A 19,407-nucleotide genomic window follows, 5' to 3' on the forward strand; every position below is an offset into this window, starting at 1 on the left:
CTATCCCTCTCTTTAAAAAATAATGAAAACAAGGAGAGCAAAAAAATGCGATCAGAACAGGAAATGGTTCAATTATTAATAGAAATGGCAAAAAGGGATGAAAGAATTCGTATGGTTTGCATGAATGGTTCCCGTGCAAACCTCAACGCTCCTAAAGATCCTTTTCAAGATTATGATATCGTTTATTTTGTTACGGATATGAATGCGTTCATTGAAGATTGTGATTGGATTGATGTGTTTGGAGAACGCATTATGATGCAGACTCCAGAAACTAGCGTGCTCTATCCCTCTGAAAAGGGTGGAAGATTTCCTTATTTAATGTTATTTACAGATGGCAACCGCATTGACTTAACCCTTGCACCACTTGACGACAGACATGGCTATTTGAAAGAGGATTCTTTAACAACCCTTTTATTGGATAAGGATGATATCATTTCTTCTTTTCCAGCACCTTCCGATCGAGATTATTTAGTAAAAATACCTTCTGCGGCTTTATTTGCCGACTGTTGGAATGAATTTTGGTGGGTATCAACCTATGTTGCAAAAGGATTATGGAGACAAGAAATTCTGTATGCAATCGATCATCTAATGATTATACGAAACACGTTGCTTAAGATGATGGAATGGAAAGTCGGAATCGAAACAGATTTTTCAATTAGTGTCGGCAAAAACAGTAAATATTTAGAACGCTTTGTGGATTCTACCGAATGGGAACAGCTGCTGAGCACTTATAAAACAGATAATTATGAAAGCAGTTGGACTTCCTTGTTTACAATGATAGGTCTTTTTCAAGAAACTGCCCTATTTGTTGCCCAAAAGTTGAATTATGAGTATCGATTCCAGGAAGAGAAAAAAGTGCTTCAGCATTTGCAGCATGTTAAAAATCTGCCTTCTAGTGCAACGGAAATTTATTAATTTCTGATGTATGCCATTAAACAACTCAAAAAAAAGCTACGCTATAAAGATAATAGCGCAGCTTTTTTCATCGACTTAAATTCCATTTTATTACTAATCCTAAATGGGTGAGCCCTCCTCCGAAACCATACAGTAATAGCTTATCGCCATTCATCACTTTTCCCTCTTCTATTGCTAGATTTAGTGCCAAGGGAATAGAAGCAGATGATGTATTTCCATAATACTCCATACTGGTTAAGGTTTTTTCTAAAGAAATTCCAGATTTTTCGCAAATTGATTCCACCATACGTAAATTTGCACTATGTGGAATAAACCAGTTGATTTCCTTTTTGCTTAAATCTGCCTTATGCAATAACGCTTGTATTCCTACAGGCAACGTACGAACAGCCCATTTGTAAACCTCTCTTCCATTTTGAACCATCTTTCCGCTTCTCGTTAAAGGAGTATCATGCATCGTTTCAGCGAATGTTGTTCTATATACATTCATTCCCCCTTCACCATTTGTTCCCATGTGGTGTGCAAGAAAACTAGGGTTCTCTGCATCGTACTCTACTAACACCGCTCCTGCTCCATCGCCAAATAAAATGCAGGTGGATCGATCTTTATAATCTGTTACTTTTGATAAAGTCTCACTTGCCACAACAAGTATCTTTCTATGAGTCTCTGAAGTAATTAAACTATTAGCTATGTGCAATCCATATGTAAAACCTGCACATGTAGCATTTAAGTCAAATGCTCCGGTATTAGTTATATGAAAGTGATGTTGAATTTGGCAAGCTACACTAGGAAATGCATAGTCAGACGTTGTCGTTGCGACAATTATACAATCAACATCTTTTAACTCCATTTTATAATTTTCTCTAAGATTTTCAATTGCCTTTATAGCCATCATGGAAGAATACTCTGTTTCTCCTGCCATTCTTCTTTCCTTTATTCCTGTTCTTTGTACAATCCATTCATCATTTGTATCGACCATTTTTTCTAAGTCTGCATTTGTTAGTTTTGATTCAGGTACATATGCTCCAATCGCTGTAATTCTTGCTTTCGAAATCATTTGTTTCCTCTCCCTCTTCATTTAACATCTAGTATTATAACTTAATATTAACACCAGGTACTAAAAAATTGCAATACTGTTCCATCTTTTCATAATATTTAGCTCTTTTTACCATTTATCTAGCATCCTTTCCCAATTTTCGTTACACTCTATATAGATAAATGTGGAAAATGTGGTGGTAATTATGTTTAAACTATTGTTAATTGAAGATGATGTAACCTTATTTCAAGAGATTAAGGAACGATTAAATCAGTGGTCTTATGAAGTATTTGGCATCACTGATTTTAATCATGTGATGCAGGATTTTACAGAGAAAAAACCCGACTTAGTGATTATTGATATACAGCTGCCAAAATACGATGGTTTTCATTGGTGCCGAATGATCCGCAGTCATTCGAATGTACCTATTATTTTTTTATCCTCGAGAGATCACCCTACTGATATGGTGATGTCGATGCAGCTTGGTGCAGATGATTTTGTCCAAAAGCCTTTTCATTTTGATGTGCTGATCGCTAAAATCCAAGCCATCCTGCGCCGTGTCTATAATTATAATGTAGAAACAAATGAACTGAAAACATGGTGCGGCGCAACGATTGATTATGAAAGAAATATGGTTGTAAACCAATCGGGCTCCTCTATTGAATTAACGAAAAATGAAATTTTTATTTTGAAACAGCTTATTGAACAAAAAAATAAAATTGTCAGCCGGGATCAGTTAATCAACAGTTTGTGGAATGATAAACGTTTTATCAGTGATAATACGCTTACTGTTAATGTTAATCGGCTGCGAAAAAGGCTCGAGGAAATCGATCTTGGCAAGTTTATTGAAACAAAAGTCGGCCAAGGCTATATTGCCATTGAAGAGGAAAGCTTATGATTAAAAAATATCTTTCCGAAAAAAAAAGCTGGATTTTTTTCATTCTATTTATACAATTATTTAGCCTTTTTATTGCAAGCATGGATCAAAGACTTTCTTTTCATTCCATGTTATATATATCTTTTTTAGCATTGCTCTTTCTCATTATTTTTTTGTTGCTTCGCTATCAAAAAGAAACGGCATTTTATAAAAGTTTGGCAGAACGGGAAGATAATCTTGATTTAACAAGCATAACAGATCCTGAACGCCCTTTTGAAAAAATTATCGAAGAATGCATGAGAAATCAAACAGAATTGCTGAAAAAGGAAGCGCAGCAAAATTCAATCTTGCTGGAACAAGAAAAGGATGAACTTTTGGCTTGGATACACGAAGTAAAGACACCATTAACTGCCCTTCATTTGATGATCGACCGCTTGGAAAATGAACCGATTAAAGTACAGTTAACTTATGAGTGGCTACGAATCCATTTATTGCTTGATCAGCAGCTTCACCATAAAAGAATTCCTTTTATTCAAAATGATTTATATATCGAAAAAGCTAATATCGAAGCAATCATTTTCGAAGAAATTAAAACATTGCAATCGTGGTGTATACAAAAAGGAATTGGTTTTGACATTGAGTTAAAAGCAGCAGAAGTACTTAGTGACAGCAAGTGGCTTGCTTTTATCGTTCGACAGCTTTTGTCCAATGCTGTAAAGTACAGCGTTGCATCTGATATTATGATAAGCAGCTTCCAAAAAGGGGAAAATAATATTTTGCAAATTAAGGACAGCGGAATTGGCATTGATGCAAAAGATCTCCCTCGTATTTTTGATAAAGGATTTACTTCGACAACTCATCATATGAATCATCATGCAACAGGCATGGGATTATATTTAAGCAAAAAAGTTGCTGATAGCTTGCTTATTCATATCGAAGTAGAATCAATGCCGAATAAAGGGACTATTTTTACGTTAACCTTCCCGAAAAAGAATGATTTTGTCCATCTTATACATAGACAACAGATTCAATAATCTCAGAAATGACAAGGCATGTGACAAAAATGTCACATGCCCCTTTTATTTGTTCGCCAAATCGAAGGAATTAATAACCATATCTTTTTATAATAAACGTATCAACTAAAGGAGTGTGTCAAAAATGAGTATTTTAGAAGCAACTAAAATTCATAAAAGCTATGGAAATAAGTTTAATAAGCAAGAAGTATTAAAGGGTTTGGACATCAGCATTCAACAAGGAGAATTTGTCAGCATAATGGGAGCTTCTGGTTCTGGTAAAACAACTTTTCTGAATGTGCTCTCTTCTATTGATAAAGTGACAAGCGGTACGATTAAAATCGAAAGCAATGAAATTACCGGAATGAAAGAAAAACAATTAGCCCTATTTCGCAAAAACCATCTCGGCTTTATTTTTCAAGATTATAATTTGCTGGATACATTAACAGTGAAGGAAAATATTCTGCTTCCTTTATCTATTTCCAATGTACCAAAAAAAGAAGCACAAGATAAATTTAATACGCTGGCGAAAGAGCTTGGCATTTACGAGTTAAAAGATAAATATCCAAACGAAATTTCCGGCGGACAAAAACAGCGGACATCTGCCGCAAGAGCTTTTATTCATGAACCGAGCATTATTTTCGCCGATGAACCGACTGGAGCACTAGATTCCAAATCTGCTTCCGATTTATTAAATAAACTTAGCAGTCTTAATAAAAACCGCAAAGCAACGATTGTGATGGTTACACATGATCCAGCAGCGGCTAGTTTCTCAAGCAGAGTTATTTTTATAAAGGATGGACAAATTTATACACAGCTAAATAAAGGCGAACAAGAAAGACAAAGCTTCTTCCAAGATATTATGAAAACACAAGGAGTGTTAAGCGGGGTGCAATATGAACATTAATCAGCTCATCCTGCGAAATTTAAAAAAGAATATCAAAAATTATTATCTGTATGTTTTGGCCCTTATTTTTAGTGTTTCCTTATATTTCGCTTTTGTGACCTTACAATATGATCCGTCCATGGATGCAACAAAAGGTTCTTTAAAAGGAGGAGCTTCCATTCGTGCAGCATCTATTTTATTAGTTGCGATCGTCGGTATCTTTCTTTTTTATGCGAATACGATTTTTATTAAACGCCGCAGTAAAGAAATTGGCTTATTTCAGCTGATTGGAATGACGAAAGATCGGATTTTCCGAATCCTTATTACGGAAAACATTATCTTGTATTTTGGCTCCTTGCTGATTGGCACTTTTATCGGATTTTCTTTTTCGAAATTAGCTATCTTAATTTTGTTTAAAATAACTGGTGTGAAAGGAATCGCAACATTGCACTTTTCATCACAGGCACTGATTCAAACGATACTTGTATTTTGTGCGATTTATGTTTTTATCATGTTGATGAACTATATCTTTATTAAAAGACAAACGATTTTAGCTTTATTTAGAGTGAAATCTTCATCGGAAGGCAGAGTAAAAAAATTATCCATTTGGGAAATGTTGATGGGTATTGTTGGAATTATTCTTGTGATTGTCGGCTATTATCTTTCATCTAGACTATTTAGTGGTGATTTCATTACCATGAATCAATTATTTATGGCAATGGTTGGCATTTTAGCGTCTGTTATTATTGGAACGTATCTTGTCTATAAAGGATCTGTCAGCTTTATTTCTAATATCATTCGAAAAAGCAAAAACGGCTATTTAAATATTAATGAAGTGCTTTCCCTTTCTACGATTATGTTTCGAATGAAGTCAAATGCCCTTTTATTAACGATTATCACCACCGTTTCTGCTCTTGCTATTGGCTTATTGTCATTAAGCTATATTACGTATTATTCTGCAGAGAAATCAGCAAAAAAGAATATACCGAACCAATTTGCTTTTAGTGACCAAAAAACAGCCGATACCTTTAAACAAGCATTATCGGATAAAAATATATCCATTAAAGAAACGAACATTCCCGTTATTCAAGTAAGTGCCAATGTCAAAAACATTCTCGCATTTGAACCAAAAGGAATGACCCAGGATATGAGCAGTATGCAGATTGCTGTTGTGAGCGAAAACAGCGTCAAAGAGGTGGAGAACCTTGGAAAAGAGGAAGTTCTTTTTACAGGCTACAATGATGCACTGCAGCGATTTATGGGTTTTAAAGATAAGGGAATTGTTACATTCACCCATAAAAAAGGAGCCGTTCCCCTTCACTATTTAGGGTTGAATCAAAACACAGTCGTTTCCTTTAATTTCACAAGCGGCGGGCTGCCTACAGCTATCGTCGACCAAGCTGTTTTCGATACGCTGTTTAATAATATCGATAAAAAGATACAAATGAAGAACTCTACTACCTATACCGGCATCGATTTAAACGATGAAACAAAATTGGAAATGGCCAATCAAACGTTTCATGGGTTGGCACTTGATCAAAAGTTTGACAACCATTCCCGTCTCGATATGCTGAACGAGCAGAAAAAAAGGATGGGACTAACAATGTTTATTGTCGCCTTTTTAGGATTAGCTTTCCTAATTACATCAGGCTGCATCCTTTATTTTAAACAAATGGACGAAGGAGAAGACGAAAAATACAATTATAAAATTTTACGAAAATTAGGTTATACACGAGGAGATTTACTGAGAGGAATTCAAGGCAAGCAACTTTTCAACTTTGGTATTCCGTTGATTGTTGGACTGCTGCACAGCTACTTTGCCGTCCAATCCGGCTGGTTTTTCTTCGGGACTGAATTATGGACCCCGATGATTATTGTAATGGTATTATATACAGCGCTTTATTCTATCTTCGGCGTACTATCTGTTTTCTATTATAAAAAAGTAATTAAAGCTGCGCTTTAAACAGAAAAGTGGTGTCCTTAATATAGGCACCACTTTTCTACATATTATACATTCACTTCATTTAAAAATTGCATTTTCAACTGTTTTCTTGCACGGTAAATTCTTGTTTTCACTGTACAAGGCTTGATTCCTAGAATTTCTGCAATCTCTCCTTCTTTTAAGCCGTGTTTTATTTTTAATAAAAACACTTGCTGGTAGTCTTTATTCATTTTCCCAATTGCATCATTTATACGATCGAAAAATAAATCTGACTCAACTTTCTCTTCCACATTCTGTTTTTCTGTTTTCCCGATATTATCAAGCATATCTTTTTCCATTAAAACTCCTTTCTTTTTCCTCTCTTTTCGAACAAAATCAATCGCTGTTCTTGTTGCCGTTACCGACAGCCATGCGCCAATTTTTTTCTCATCCTCTATACTTCTCATTTTTTTTATTGCTTTGATAAATGTTTCTTGCACGACGTCTTCTGCTAAATGCCGATCTCTTGTGATGGAGTAGCTTATTTGAAATAACCGTTGATAAAATAAGGGAAATAGTTTTGAAATATCTTTTGGATCCACCATTATTTGGTCTCCCTTCCTTTACTCCTCTTTTAACGAAATGCTTACTTTAAACAAGTCTCCATCTGTTTCCATCTGAAAGATGCCCTCATGTAGTTCGACAATGGACTTGGCAATCGCAAGTCCTAGACCTGAACCTTCTGTATGGCGGGATGTATCTCCCCGCTTAAATCGTTCATGCAGCTCCTCACTATTACTGGTCAATTCATACTTGGAAATATTTTTAAACGTAATAACGGCTTGTCTGTCTACTTTTTCAACTGTGATATACACCCTCGAATGCTCGAGAGAATACTTTAAAATATTGCCGATTAAATTATCAAAAACTCGCCATATTTTTTGTCCATCAACAAGGGCATATACTGGTTTTTCTTTATTTGTGACTCGGAACTGCAGCGTGGATTCTTTGATGCTTTCATCGTATTCCGCTAAAGCCTGCTGCAATAGCTGCACAACATCCACCTTTTCTTTTTTCAGCTCAATATTGCCGCTTGCCATTTTCGACACTTCAAATAAATCATCAATCAGCACCTTTAGCCGCTTCGATTTCCGGTCGATAATTTCAAGATAGCTAGCTTGATCTTCAGTTGTCACAGATCGCGACTTTAGTAGCTGAGTATACGTAATGATAGAAGTTAAAGGCGTTCTAAGATCATGGCTTACATTCGTAATTAGTTCTGTTTTCAGCCGTTCGCTTTTTGCTTGTTCACTTTGCGATGTTTTGACTGCTTCTGTTAATCTATTAATATTGCCTGCCAATTCTGCTAAAACTGTTTTACCGGAAACTTCTAGGTCCGGTCCTAATTTCCCTGCTGCAAGCTCATTTGTTTTCCAAACAATTCGATTAAAATAACCGATTTTCTTTACTAAGCTCATTGTTAACGGTATTCCAATAAAGATAAGGATCAATATATAGAGAAAAATAAAATCTGGTTCCGCTAATACAACAGTTGCTAGTAGGCCTAATCCGAAGATTGCTGCGAGCATAATAAATAACTGTGTTCCGACACTTTGGTTTAAAAAGGCGTTGTGTATATGGGCAGCTGTTTTTTTACAAAACTTGCTAAAAAAAGAAATTATTCTGCTTGTCAGTGACTTCTGCCATGCTTGTTTCAACCTATTCCAATTTTTGCTTGTTTTCCATATCAACTTTCCTTGAATAATCGTTAAAGCCCAACAAAATGCTCCCATACTTAAAAACAAAATAATATCTCTTATACTTTCATAAGTACCTACACTCTCTGGATACTCTAATTCTGTCATAACACCCCATACACAAACAATCGCAAATATGAAGCTACTAAGAAATAACGCCCATTGCAAATCGAATGGTATTTTGTGATAAAATCCTTTGATGGGATTGCTAACTTTCGAACTAATTTTCGACTTTCTTCCAATTAAAAAAGCGAAAATCAATGCTGCCATACATGCAATAGAATAAATAAGCACTATCTTTTTCGCATACTCATACTGACGATACTCCTGCATGATTCTGCTCGAAGGATCGAGTGATTTTAATATACCGATTTCTCCCACAAAGGTTCCTACCTGCTCTTTTTTTTGTACTTCATTTTTAACTAAATCCCTCATTGTAAATTCATAATAGTCATCATAATTATCATCCTTTGATATCGTATCGTTTGTATGAAACAACGTATTTTTTATCTGGATGACCTGTTTCCCCTCTTGTTGTTCCGCAGACTTTACATTCGTATAGACTTCACCTGTTTGATTATTTTTAAAATAATATGTAATCCACTCTTTATAACTTTCGTAATCTCCTCGAAGAGATTCTTTTTGTTTATAATATTCTTTCAACCGCTCCTCTTTTTCTTTTATTACCTTTGGTCGTATATGCTCATCGCTTTCGAAATTCTCTTTAATATCCTCGATTTTCTTATCTCTTTCAGCAATAAGTGCTTCTACTTCCTTTGTATTTTCTTCCGAATATGCATCACCAATTCGCTGTCTATACTGTTCTTTAATATTTGCAAGCTGCTCGTCTAGGGTTCCATAGCGATAGCGGTGTTCGTTAATATCATCTTTTGTTACTTTTATATTTTTTTTGGCCAGCTCCTCTGGAATCTTGTATAAATCAAATTCGCTTAAATACCTTTTAAAACCATATACATCATCTTGAAACTGCGGTGTATCAAAATAATCTTTATACTGATATTCACTTGCATATATGTAAAAAGTAAATAATCCGCTTATGCCGCTTGTAAACAACAAGATCCAAACAATAAAAACAATACTATTTTTCCATTTTGTAGCCAATGCCCCACACCACCTTTAAATACCTTGGATTTTTTGCATCAATTTCGATTTTTTCTCTAATTTTGCGAATATGTACGGCAACTGTATTTTCTGCATGATAACTTGGCTCTTTCCACACTCGTTCATAAATCTCATCAATCGAAAACACTCGTCCTGCATGTTGCATTAACAGCTCGACGATTTTATATTCAATTGGCGTCAGCTTTACCGGCTCCCCATTCACTTTCACTTCTTTAGCTGTTGCATCTAATGTCAGTCCGTTTAAATCAATCACTTTGTTAACGCCTTCGAATGTTCCGAATGTCACATATCTTCTCAGCTGTGATTTCACTCTGGCAACAAGCTCCATTGGATTAAAGGGTTTCGTGACATAATCATCAGCACCAACTTGCAATCCTAAAATTTTATCGGTATCTTCGCTTTTTGCACTTAGCATAATGATGGGAATGTTTTTTTCTGCTCTAATTTTATAAGTTGCTGCAATGCCGTCCAGCTTCGGCATCATAATATCTAAAATAATCAGATGAATTTCTTGTTCATGAATCAGCTCAAGCGCCTCTATGCCATCCTTTGCTTTTAGCACAGTAACCCCTTCATTTTTTAAATAAATTTCAATCGCGTCCCGGATTTCTTTTTCATCATCCACGACTAATACATTTAACTTCTCCATGTTTCCCCTGCTTTCTTCTATCTTTGCTCTGTTTATATAATAATCGGAAAATCTTAACATTCTCAGATAAAAAATCTTAAGATTTTCTTAATATTCAGGTTGAGCTTATGTATAGCTAAAAAAATTTTAACAAAAAAAGGATTGCCTGTAATCGGCAACCCTAAAATTAATATTGAAATAGTGATGGTACATATTTTTATTGAGGTCTTGGGGCTTTTAATTTCTCTCTTTCACCTAGCTCCTGAGAAAACTCATCATTAACCTGATTCGATTCTATTTTTAAATTTTTTGGGGTTTGGGGTAATGAATTTTTATTTCCAGATGGTTTTTGACTGTTTGCTCTTCCCATAATTTTGCCTCCTAAAGAAAATGACCGTGATTAATTTCTAACTCCAGGTTTGTTCCTTCCTTATTGCTTTAAAATTTCTTATTGAAGGTGTTGAGAAATACGACTTAATGCATCCCCAGCTTCATTGATATGAATGTCAACGGTTGCCAAGTCACCAATAGCACAAATTCCAACCATTTCTCCATTTTCGACCACTGGGATACGGCGGATTTGAAGGTCAGCCATCATTTTGGCACATTCATGTGCGTCTGTATCCGGAGAACAGGTAATGACATCTGTAGTCATACTATCATGGCAATGGATTGTGCTGCAGTCTTTTCCATCAGCTACACAGTTGATGACAATATCACGGTCTGTGATCATTCCCACCACTTTTTTCCCTTCACAAACCGGTACGGAACCACAATTGATATCACGCATAATTTTTGCTGCTGCTGTCACAGGCTCATGTGGTGTACATACTTTTACTTCTTTTGACATTATATCTTGCACTTTTGTCATTTCTATTCCTCCTTTTGCAATGGATAATTCGTTTGTCCACTTTATTTTCTCCATTCCGTATTAAAATATTACTTGCTTAAATTTTAGGAAGGATTTGTTTTGGAGGAATCGGCAATAATACCCACTTAAAGATCACTTCTTCATGTAACATACTAGACAGACCGATTTAAGGGCTGAAGTTGATCCGAACTGTGCATTAAATTATTGATTTTACAACTTGAAACCCTAACTCTTTTGCTTCTTCTTTTTTGAATCCTTCATCTAAATGCATACAATACACTTTATCTCTCACCTCTTGCTTCACTAATTCATTTAATTTTCTTAATGATAAATGCACATTTCCCTCATAATCGGCTTTGCACGTATCTTGATAAAATAAGTCGAATCCCCCATTATAAAGCCTTTCTACTATTTCCAGCGGGATATCATTAGCATCTCCACTGTAATAAATGGTCTTATTCCCATAATGGATGATGTAGCCAAAACAACTTAATTCTTTTACGTGTGTTACAGGAACAGCTTCATATTGTAAATGGAAATCATTACATCGAATGCTTCCGTTCTTTTTAAATTGAATCAATGTATAAATGTTTTCTTCTATTCCCATTCCTTTTAATAGGTGTTGAATTTTTATGGTATAAGGAGTCAGCACCGTAACATTTGGTTCTGCTAATTTACCCATTGAATAATATCCAAAGAATATTAAGTCACCTAATGAACCAACATGATCTGGATGAGTATGTGTCAAAAGTATGTATACTTCTTCGACATTCTTTAACAAGCCGCTTCTTTGAAGTCTTTCGAATGTACTGCTGCCACAATCAATTAAAAATAGGCTATTGCCTTTTTTTATAAATGCTCCGTTGTTTCCTAATTGGGTATTAAAAGCACTTCCACATCCAATAAAATTCAACAAATTTATTCCTCGTTTCTTAAGTTTTTACAATTATTATACCGATTATCTATATCATTTCCTATTTAATAGGATAGGCTATTGAGGTGGAACGCTTTATTCCAAATAAACGAATGACATTATTTAGGGAAATGGACTAGCATGAATGAAAAACATCAGACATAAATTAGTCTGATAACAATTGCAATACACTGCTATTTTAATAAATAATGGGACTATAAAGATAAAGGAAGAAACGTTAGGGGGAGGATACAATGGAAAACTTGAATGAGCCATTAATAAACCAAAATGACAAAATTCTTCAAAAAGAAGGTCATGCTTTTCCTGGAAAAACATACACAGAGGTAGTGCTTGGGCCTTCTTATGACGAAGCAAAGCTTCATTTGCTTGATCCGATGATGGCCATTAATAAAGCACAGCTTATTATGCTTAACGAACAAGGATTCGTCTCTCGTGATGAAGGAAAACAGATTGCAGAGGCTATTAGAAGCCTTGATTTACATTCCATTCGCACCTCTCACTATACTGGGGAAGTGGAGGACCTATTTTTTCAAGTGGAAGGTGATCTTCTTCAAAAAGCTGGAGATATTGCTGGAAATCTCCATATTGCTCGGAGCCGTAACGATATGTGCATTACCATGTTTCGTATGACGCTCCGTCAAAAAATGCAGACTACCTTAACTTCCGTCTTATCCCTAAAAGAGCAATTACTTCACTTTGCTAAAGAACATGCTGAAGCCCTCATGATTGGATATACGCATACACAGCAGGCGCAGCCTACAACAATGGCTCATTATATCATGGCAGTTGTCGATAGCTTAAACCGTGATATCCAGCGTTTTAAAATGGCATACGAACATTGCAACCAAAGTCCGATGGGAGCAGCTGCTTTTACCACGTCAGGATTCGCTATCAATCGGGAACGAATGATGGAGCTTCTCGCCTTTGATGGATTAGTGGAAAATTCCTATGATGCGATTGCAGGAGCCGATTATATTGCGGAGGCTATGGCTGCCACTCAAATTGCGGCTATTTCCCTTGGGCGCTTTGTTCAGGACCTGTTGTTATGGAGCACACAAGAGTTCGGCGTGTTAACGGTTGCCGATCCTTACGTGCAAATAAGCTCTATTATGCCTCAAAAACGCAATCCAGTATCCTTTGAGCATATACGTTCTTTATTATCCAGCTGTGTGGGCAATACACAAACCGTGCTCACGATGCTTCATAACACTCCTTTTGGCGACATTGTCGATACAGAAGATGATATGCAGCCGTATGGTTGGAAAAGTTTAGATCTTTTGGATAAATTATGCCGGCTGCTTGGCTGTGTCATCGGAACAGTGAAAGTGAATAAAGAAAAGCTGCGTGAAAGGGCTGCTTCTAGTTTCGCTACCATTACCGAACTAGCGGATACGATCGTTCGAACAGACGCGCTGTCCTTTCGCAAAGCACACCATATTGCAAGTATCATTGTAAAAAACGCAATGGCTCAAAACATCACCCCACATCAAATTTCTCTGGATCTTGTCAATGAAACTGCAGTAAAGGTTATCGGAAAACCACTGGTGCTGGATGAGGCAAAACTTCGACAATCACTTGATGCTGATTATTTTGTCCGTATTCGCTCCCTGCCAGGAGGTCCGAATCCAGATGAAGTGAAAAGAATGATCGCAGACCGGATGAATCAGCATACCCATCAGCAGTCTTGGCTGCAAAATGTGAAAACTAAATCGGAAAATTCGCTGCAGAAGTTAGATTCTATATTGTCGGATTGGTGCGATTGTTGAATGGTCTATCTTTGTAAGAATTTATTTGCACAAAAACCCCCTCATATACATGCATAAGGGGGTTCTGCTTTTATTTTTATTCTCCTAAATCCACATTATGATACACTAGGCGAACGTCTTCTAAATCTTCCAGTACATCAATCATTTTTTCAAATTGTGCCTGTGCCTCTCCATCTAATGTTACATCATTTTGAGCTAGCATCGTTAATTCTGCAACTGTAAATTCTGTTACACCTGCACTTTTAAATGCTTCTTGCACCGCATGGAACTGATCTGGCTCTGCATAGACAATAGCAGCGTCATCTTCTGCGATAATATCGCGCACGTCTACATCTGCTTCCATCAATAATTCCAACACTTCTTCTTCTGTTTTTCCTTCTACTCCGATAACAGCTGTTGCATCAAACATATAGGAAACAGATCCACTCACACCCATATTTCCACCATTTTTTCCGAATGCTGCACGAACATCTGAAGCAGTGCGGTTTACGTTATTTGTCAACGCATCCACAATTACCATCGATCCATTTGGTCCGAATCCTTCATAACGAAGTTCATCATATGTTTCCTCCGAACCTCCTTTTGCTTTTTCAATTGCACGATCAATAATTGCTTTTGGGACACTATATGTTTTAGCGCGCTCTAGAACCACTTTTAACGCTTGATTCGATTCTGGATCTGGCTCCCCTTGTTTTGCTGCTACATAAATTTCACGGCCAAATTTTGCATAAACACGGCTAGTGTTCGCATCTTTTGACGCTTTTTTCTCTTTAATATTGTTCCATTTACGACCCATAATGAACACTCTCTTTCTAATTTCACCATTTCAACTATTTATTATAAATAAAAACACCGTAATTGTTCAACGATTTACATAAAATGTTCAATATATGTTCCCATTTATTACGCTGAAGATTACCTTTTTTTTAAAGTCCAATAATATTATACCGTAATTACATGATTTGTTAAGTCTTAAAGAGGAAAAAGCGAACTTTCTAGCAATTCCTGCAAAAATATGTATGATCGGATATTAATACAACACTCTATCATAAAGCTCATGCCTCTTCCTTCAAAAAACATAGGAATAAGGCTTTTTATAATGACTTCTTTTCGTTCTTGCTTTTCATCCACTCTAATGTCTTTATGATTCCTTCTTGATAGGATGTTTTGGGAATAGATCCAATCTCTTTCCTATACTTCTCTCCACTTAAGATCACTGGATGCTCTGTTAAATACATCATCTCTACCATCTCTTTCATAAAAGGACTAAATATCCCCATTCCTTTAATCATTCTTTTTGAAATGGTTCTAAATTTTTTTATGTACCCTAGCTCCTTTTTGATAAGTTCCTTCAACTGAAGTCCTGTTATAGGGTGTGCTGCTGGAATATTCCAATTTTGATAATAAGCATCTTCCCGACTGGCAAGCTCTACCATTGCCTTTGCTCCATCGAATGTATACAAATATTCTCGAGCTGTCTGTTGTGATCCAATAAAATTTGCTGTTTTATTGCGGGCAATATTTTTTAATGTTTCATGTAAAATTGTATTCGTAGCATTCGGTCCATATAAAGTAAACTTCCATCAGTGGGGTTTTTCCTCATCCCCCACTGATGGAAAGGTTCACTTTATTTTAAATCTACAAGTCAGCTGATTTCCACTTGTAAGATGCGCTTAAAGGAAAGGCTTAGGTTATCTTCATCATTAATTTTCAACCTTAACCAACCTTCATTTACATCTACCTTTTGAATCTTTCCCCAGAACTCTGCAGTTCCATATTTTTCAGCATAGGTAATCGTAACTGTGCGTTCCTGTTCAATCGATTTAACAATCACACGGTTGATCTCCTCAAGTTGATCATCATCGAGAATAGGTAGTTGAAACTCCTCCTGTTTACGCCGTTCCTTTAATAGTTGTTCCCTATGGTCAGGCAGCATCATTCGACTTGATTCCCACATTAAATTATATCCAGGGCTTAGTTTGTTAGGAGTCACTACTCTTCACCTCCTCCTCCATTTTTTATTTGTAATGTCCGCCAATTTTTTCAGCTCGATGAAAGGCTTGCCCTGCTTTTGTTAAGGATGAAGCACGGACAATGGCCGTTGGTCCGTATTTGGAATGAATAGAATCTAAAGCCCTATTTATATTTTCTTTTTTTATTTGAATATCAAATAAATTGAGCTGGTAGCAATTAGCTGGTTGCAATTGAGAAAGAGCAACTCCGATACTGCGAATGGGAGAACCATCCCAATGCTTTTCTAATAAATGAAACGCAGATTGAAAAATATCCATGCCGAAGTTAGTAGGGGCAAATAATTTTGATTGTCGGTGAAACCCGGTGGGAAAATCAAAACTTGCCCCGCGCACCCCTATTGAAACGGTGTTTCCCATGTATTGCTTAAGACGCGATCGCCTTGCCACTTCTTCACTCAACTCAAGTAATACAACTTTAATTTCTTGAAGATCCCCATAATCTCTCGGCAATGTCATATGATGACCAATTGCTTTTTGCTGGTCGTGTGTTTTTACGGTGACAGGCGAATAATCAATTCCATTCGCTGTTTGCCATAGTACCTGTCCATTAATTCCCCACCTTTTCTTGAGGAGTTCTAAAGGGAATTTTGCTAATTGACCAATCGTAAAGATTCCCATTCCGTGTAAATGATCTTTCATTCGATTACCGACTCCGAACATTTTGTCAACTGGCAAAGGCCACATCTCCTGATGCATATTATCAAAGTCTAATTGAAATATGCCGCTTTCGTTTTTCTTTGCAAAATTATCACAAGCAATTTTTGCGAGCACTTTGTTCGGTCCGATGCCGACTCGAGCATTAATCCCTATTTCATTCATAATCGTATTTTTGATGTTTTGTGCAATGGCAAAAGAGTCCCCAAACAACAGCCTGCTAGCCGCTACATCCAAGAATTGTTCGTCCACAGAAAAGACTTCCACAAGGTTTGTAAACTGGTTTAAAATATTTGTGATTTGGATGGAAACATCAAGGTAACGCTGCATGCGAGGCCGGACAATTACGGCATTAGGGCATTTTTGTTGAGCTTCCCATAACCGTGACGCATTCTGAACTCCCCATTTTTTAGCCAATGGGCAAGCAGCAAGCACCACACCACTTCGTCGTTCAGGATCTCCAGAAACGATTAGGGGTTTATCAGCTAGCTCCGGGAAATCTACTTTTTCTACCGATGAATAGAACGATTGCATATCAACAAGTAAAATAACGTTATCCCGCATATTACAATATCTCCTTCCCAAAAACAGAACATACTTTCGTATTTATTATATACGAAAGTATGTTCGTTTAGTACTGGAAAATCGTTCATTTAATGACAAAAGTATCATATGTAGCTTTGCAGAAAAGAAAAAGCTGGAGATTTCATCAAACGTTTACCTATTGCCAAGAGAGTTGAAGATTTGACATTGCTGCGGCAACTTTTCTTATTCAAACAACAGGCAGAAAAGCTAAGAAAAAAGTTAAAAATAATTAAAGAAATATAAAGTAAACTTCCATCAGTGGGGGTTTTTCCTCCTCCCCCACTGATGGTTAGTTGCACTTATCGGACCTTTACGGGCAGTTATCCCCCACCTAGCTTCCTCTATTTCTCGGCATCCTCGAGGTGGGGGTCTTACTGCCCGTTAAGAGTGGGATAAATTACATTGTCTATATGCGGAAGGAAATTATGGAATAATTCAAGAATTTTATGTGCATCCAGAATATCATTCAAAGGGTGTTGGTTCAAAATTATTATTTTCAGCTGAGGAATATAGAAAGAATGATCTCTCAACATCTTGAGGTGGGAATCTTATTGCCCGTTAAGAGTGGGATAAAAGCTCTGACGTTAAACTGCCGACAGAGCCTCTTCCTTCTCTATATTATTTAGAGATAGTTGGTGAAGTGTGATTTCAGGACGACTTCCAATTCTGATGTTAATAGATGTTTGTCCTAAGCCTTCACTTATATAAAAAGGTTTTTCATCATAATGATGCAGGCCTTTGATCATATTCATCCGCATCATTGTACGTCCGAGTTTTGCGAGATGATAAGGTTTAGGCCAGTAAATTTGTCCACCATGGAAATGACCTGACAAAAGATAATCGTAGTAGAAATCTTTCATTTTGAGAACAATGTTAGGATCATGGGTTAAAACTAAATGATATCCGTTTTTTAGATTGGAAAATGATTTTTGAAGGTTGCTTCTTTTTGTGTGAAAGTCGTCAATCCCAATAATATTAACATGCTTTCCTTCAACTATTATTGTCTCATTTTCATTTTGGAGCGTTTTACAGCCATGCTCCTCAAATGCTTTCTTCAATATTTCAAAATCCTTTTGCTTTAACTTGTAATCATGATTTCCAAACACAACATAGATTCCATACTGTGCATTTAAGCGATTAAATACTTGTAGATAAGGAATAAGTTTAGTAATACTACGTTTTTTATCCAGGTAATCTCCCGTAAGAGCAATTAAATCAACTTTCTTGTCTGCCAACTTGTTGTAAAGTTGTTCCGGTGAAATGGAGATATTCTCAAGATGCATATCTGAGATTTGTAAAATATTTAAAAGAGAATTATGTGGAGAATTTATAGTAGATAAATTAACTTTATTTAATATAACCTTTTGAGTATTTTTATATGCCCTATAGAAAAGAAATAGGATGATGATGAACAGCATAATCAAGAAAAGTACTTTCATTATATCTCCTCCCTTCCACCACATTATAGAGGAACCGAATGTGGATTATTAGAGGTAATTAATGGGGATTAGGAACAAATGAGTCATCGATATATGTTTATATTGAACGGGCAATGAAATTATAGCATTAAAAAGGACGGAGTTTATCCTGTTGACTATCCTCCGTTCACTAGTTCAGTTGTAATTATATAGGAATGGTAAATTGTTTATGAATTAAAGGAGAGTCACAGGTATTTAAAAACGGAAACGATCTCTGCTCAAAAGGTAAGACGCAGCAAAACAGAAATAAAGAACTTATAGTACGGCTGTAAAATATAGTTCGTTATAAAAAAAGCACTTTTTAAATCTTCTTAGCACGTTGCATCGAAAATTTTCCTTAGTAAAGTAATTTATATAATCCTCTTCACTTCGAATGTAGTCACCTTTATCATTATACTTCATGAACCAATTGCTAATCGGGGACTTTTCAAAAAAGCAAGGTTCAATCACTACAATTTTGCCCTCTGGTTTTAGGATTCTTTTGAATTCCTTTACATAATATTGGATCGTTTCTGGGGGGATATGGTGTAGTACAGCGATAATCAAAATAAAATCAATGCTATCGTCCTCTACAGGAATTTTATTATCCCTAAAATTTTCAAAATGGTACTGGGCATACATGCGTTTTGCAAAGTCGATCCTGCGCATATCGGGGTCAATCCCAAAGTAATGATCAGGTGAACATAATGTACAGTTAGCCCCGGTACCTGCTCCAAAATCCAGTACTGTGCTATCTGTAAAATCAAAGTACTGTTGAATATTATTTTGAATATATATTTTTGTAATCCATTTTGGTCGAATTAATGAGTGATAAATTCTAGGTGATAATTGCAAATAAAAACACCTGCACTTTTTTAAGTTTTTTAAGTTGATTCCATGTAATTCCATATTTTTTTTTAGTCCTATTAAAATC

19 protein-coding genes and 1 pseudogene are annotated in these 19,407 nt (G+C 36.1%); 7 read left to right on the forward strand and 13 right to left on the reverse strand.

What is annotated here, in order from left to right:
* Positions 1-45: 45 nt before the first annotated feature.
* Complete coding sequence (locus ACTYBU_RS04160) at positions 46-915, forward strand: aminoglycoside 6-adenylyltransferase (protein ID WP_445487390.1); 870 nt, start codon at positions 46-48, stop codon at positions 913-915.
* A 67-nt stretch (positions 916-982) separates the two neighbouring features.
* On the opposite strand, the gene ACTYBU_RS04165 is transcribed toward ACTYBU_RS04160, so the two are convergent.
* Positions 983-1,969 carry a ketoacyl-ACP synthase III gene (locus ACTYBU_RS04165; protein WP_445487392.1) on the reverse strand — a complete coding sequence of 329 codons (987 nt, stop codon included), beginning with the start codon at positions 1,967-1,969 and terminating at the stop codon, positions 983-985.
* Positions 1,970-2,153: 184 nt separating this feature from the next.
* Between ACTYBU_RS04165 and ACTYBU_RS04170 the strand changes: the two genes are divergently transcribed.
* From ACTYBU_RS04170 to ACTYBU_RS04185, 4 genes are all read left to right on the forward strand, one after another.
* Entirely contained in the window at positions 2,154-2,846 is a 693-nt protein-coding gene (locus tag ACTYBU_RS04170; RefSeq protein ID WP_445487394.1) for a response regulator, read from the forward strand.
* Positions 2,843-3,859 (forward strand): sensor histidine kinase, encoded by a 1,017-nt coding sequence (locus ACTYBU_RS04175; RefSeq protein WP_445487396.1) that lies wholly within the window; start codon positions 2,843-2,845, stop codon positions 3,857-3,859. Before ACTYBU_RS04170 ends, ACTYBU_RS04175 begins: the two co-directional genes overlap by 4 nt.
* Positions 3,860-3,983: 124 nt before the next feature.
* Positions 3,984-4,745, forward strand: a complete 762-nt coding sequence (locus tag ACTYBU_RS04180) for an ABC transporter ATP-binding protein (protein WP_445487397.1) — start codon at positions 3,984-3,986, stop codon at positions 4,743-4,745.
* Entirely contained in the window at positions 4,735-6,687 is a 1,953-nt protein-coding gene (locus ACTYBU_RS04185) for an FtsX-like permease family protein (protein WP_445487399.1), read from the forward strand. The genes ACTYBU_RS04180 and ACTYBU_RS04185 overlap by 11 nt, the downstream gene beginning before the upstream one ends.
* Positions 6,688-6,731: 44 nt before the next feature.
* Here ACTYBU_RS04185 and ACTYBU_RS04190 read toward each other — a convergent pair whose 3' ends face one another.
* The 6 genes from ACTYBU_RS04190 to ACTYBU_RS04215 form a co-directional block, all read right to left on the reverse strand.
* Positions 6,732-7,250: an RNA polymerase sigma factor gene (locus tag ACTYBU_RS04190; RefSeq protein ID WP_445487401.1), complete on the reverse strand. Its 519-nt coding sequence runs from the start codon at positions 7,248-7,250 to the stop codon at positions 6,732-6,734.
* An 18-nt stretch (positions 7,251-7,268) separates the two neighbouring features.
* Complete coding sequence (locus tag ACTYBU_RS04195; RefSeq protein ID WP_445487403.1) at positions 7,269-9,524, reverse strand: histidine kinase dimerization/phospho-acceptor domain-containing protein; 2,256 nt, start codon at positions 9,522-9,524, stop codon at positions 7,269-7,271.
* The gene (locus ACTYBU_RS04200) at positions 9,502-10,194 is read right to left on the reverse strand and encodes a response regulator transcription factor (RefSeq protein ID WP_445487404.1); all 693 of its coding nucleotides are present in this window, start codon (positions 10,192-10,194) and stop codon (positions 9,502-9,504) included. The genes ACTYBU_RS04195 and ACTYBU_RS04200 overlap by 23 nt, the downstream gene beginning before the upstream one ends.
* Before the next feature lie 196 nt (positions 10,195-10,390).
* Positions 10,391-10,543: a YfhD family protein gene (locus tag ACTYBU_RS04205; RefSeq protein WP_445487406.1), complete on the reverse strand. Its 153-nt coding sequence runs from the start codon at positions 10,541-10,543 to the stop codon at positions 10,391-10,393.
* Positions 10,544-10,621: 78 nt separating this feature from the next.
* A complete protein-coding gene (locus ACTYBU_RS04210; RefSeq protein WP_445487556.1) occupies positions 10,622-11,044 on the reverse strand; it encodes a CBS domain-containing protein in 423 nt (140 codons plus the stop codon).
* 196 nt (positions 11,045-11,240) lie between these two features.
* Complete coding sequence (locus tag ACTYBU_RS04215) at positions 11,241-11,960, reverse strand: MBL fold metallo-hydrolase (RefSeq protein WP_445487407.1); 720 nt, start codon at positions 11,958-11,960, stop codon at positions 11,241-11,243.
* A 251-nt stretch (positions 11,961-12,211) separates the two neighbouring features.
* Here ACTYBU_RS04215 and argH point away from each other — a divergent pair, with 251 nt between their 5' ends.
* Entirely contained in the window at positions 12,212-13,744 is a 1,533-nt protein-coding gene (gene argH, locus ACTYBU_RS04220) for an argininosuccinate lyase (RefSeq protein WP_445487408.1), read from the forward strand.
* Positions 13,745-13,820: 76 nt separating this feature from the next.
* On the opposite strand, the gene ACTYBU_RS04225 is transcribed toward argH, so the two are convergent.
* The 4 genes from ACTYBU_RS04225 to ACTYBU_RS04240 all read right to left on the reverse strand — a co-directional run bounded on the left by ACTYBU_RS04225 (position 13,821) and on the right by ACTYBU_RS04240 (position 16,995).
* Positions 13,821-14,540 carry a YebC/PmpR family DNA-binding transcriptional regulator gene (locus ACTYBU_RS04225; protein WP_445487410.1) on the reverse strand — a complete coding sequence of 240 codons (720 nt, stop codon included), beginning with the start codon at positions 14,538-14,540 and terminating at the stop codon, positions 13,821-13,823.
* A gap of 298 nt (positions 14,541-14,838) precedes the next feature.
* A complete protein-coding gene (locus ACTYBU_RS04230; RefSeq protein WP_445487411.1) occupies positions 14,839-15,207 on the reverse strand; it encodes a hypothetical protein in 369 nt (122 codons plus the stop codon).
* A 182-nt stretch (positions 15,208-15,389) separates the two neighbouring features.
* Entirely contained in the window at positions 15,390-15,737 is a 348-nt protein-coding gene (locus tag ACTYBU_RS04235; protein ID WP_445487412.1) for a YolD-like family protein, read from the reverse strand.
* Positions 15,738-15,762: 25 nt separating this feature from the next.
* On the reverse strand, positions 15,763-16,995 hold the full coding sequence (locus ACTYBU_RS04240; protein ID WP_445487413.1) for a DNA polymerase IV: 1,233 nt from the start codon (positions 16,993-16,995) through the stop codon (positions 15,763-15,765).
* A gap of 448 nt (positions 16,996-17,443) precedes the next feature.
* Here ACTYBU_RS04240 and ACTYBU_RS04245 point away from each other — a divergent pair.
* A pseudogene (locus ACTYBU_RS04245) lies at positions 17,444-17,554 on the forward strand (GNAT family N-acetyltransferase); the annotation flags it as partial.
* A gap of 46 nt (positions 17,555-17,600) precedes the next feature.
* On the opposite strand, the gene ACTYBU_RS04250 reads toward ACTYBU_RS04245, so the two are convergent.
* On the reverse strand, positions 17,601-18,455 hold the full coding sequence (locus ACTYBU_RS04250; protein ID WP_445487415.1) for a metallophosphoesterase: 855 nt from the start codon (positions 18,453-18,455) through the stop codon (positions 17,601-17,603).
* Between the two features lie 294 nt (positions 18,456-18,749).
* Positions 18,750-19,382, reverse strand: a complete 633-nt coding sequence (locus ACTYBU_RS04255; protein WP_445487416.1) for a class I SAM-dependent methyltransferase — start codon at positions 19,380-19,382, stop codon at positions 18,750-18,752.
* Positions 19,383-19,407 lie beyond the last annotated feature (25 nt).

Source organism: Niallia sp. 03133 (genome assembly GCF_052663225.1).

Excerpts from the sequence above, each read along its gene's own strand:
- ACTYBU_RS04190 (WP_445487401.1), bottom strand. The coding sequence starts at position 7,250 with ATGGTGGATCCAAAAGATATTTCAAAACTATTTCCCTTATTTTATCAA.
- ACTYBU_RS04225 (WP_445487410.1), bottom strand. The coding sequence starts at position 14,540 with ATGGGTCGTAAATGGAACAATATTAAAGAGAAAAAAGCGTCAAAAGAT.
- argH (WP_445487408.1), top strand. The coding sequence starts at position 12,212 with ATGGAAAACTTGAATGAGCCATTAATAAACCAAAATGACAAAATTCTT.
- ACTYBU_RS04240 (WP_445487413.1), bottom strand. The coding sequence starts at position 16,995 with ATGCGGGATAACGTTATTTTACTTGTTGATATGCAATCGTTCTATTCA.
- ACTYBU_RS04185 (WP_445487399.1), top strand. The coding sequence starts at position 4,735 with ATGAACATTAATCAGCTCATCCTGCGAAATTTAAAAAAGAATATCAAA.
- ACTYBU_RS04170 (WP_445487394.1), top strand. The coding sequence starts at position 2,154 with ATGTTTAAACTATTGTTAATTGAAGATGATGTAACCTTATTTCAAGAG.
- ACTYBU_RS04210 (WP_445487556.1), bottom strand. The coding sequence starts at position 11,044 with ATGACAAAAGTGCAAGATATAATGTCAAAAGAAGTAAAAGTATGTACA.
- ACTYBU_RS04160 (WP_445487390.1), top strand. The coding sequence starts at position 46 with ATGCGATCAGAACAGGAAATGGTTCAATTATTAATAGAAATGGCAAAA.
- ACTYBU_RS04175 (WP_445487396.1), top strand. The coding sequence starts at position 2,843 with ATGATTAAAAAATATCTTTCCGAAAAAAAAAGCTGGATTTTTTTCATT.
- ACTYBU_RS04165 (WP_445487392.1), bottom strand. The coding sequence starts at position 1,969 with ATGATTTCGAAAGCAAGAATTACAGCGATTGGAGCATATGTACCTGAA.
- ACTYBU_RS04200 (WP_445487404.1), bottom strand. The coding sequence starts at position 10,194 with ATGGAGAAGTTAAATGTATTAGTCGTGGATGATGAAAAAGAAATCCGG.
- ACTYBU_RS04250 (WP_445487415.1), bottom strand. The coding sequence starts at position 18,455 with ATGAAAGTACTTTTCTTGATTATGCTGTTCATCATCATCCTATTTCTT.
- ACTYBU_RS04205 (WP_445487406.1), bottom strand. The coding sequence starts at position 10,543 with ATGGGAAGAGCAAACAGTCAAAAACCATCTGGAAATAAAAATTCATTA.
- ACTYBU_RS04255 (WP_445487416.1), bottom strand. The coding sequence starts at position 19,382 with ATGGAATTACATGGAATCAACTTAAAAAACTTAAAAAAGTGCAGGTGT.
- ACTYBU_RS04180 (WP_445487397.1), top strand. The coding sequence starts at position 3,984 with ATGAGTATTTTAGAAGCAACTAAAATTCATAAAAGCTATGGAAATAAG.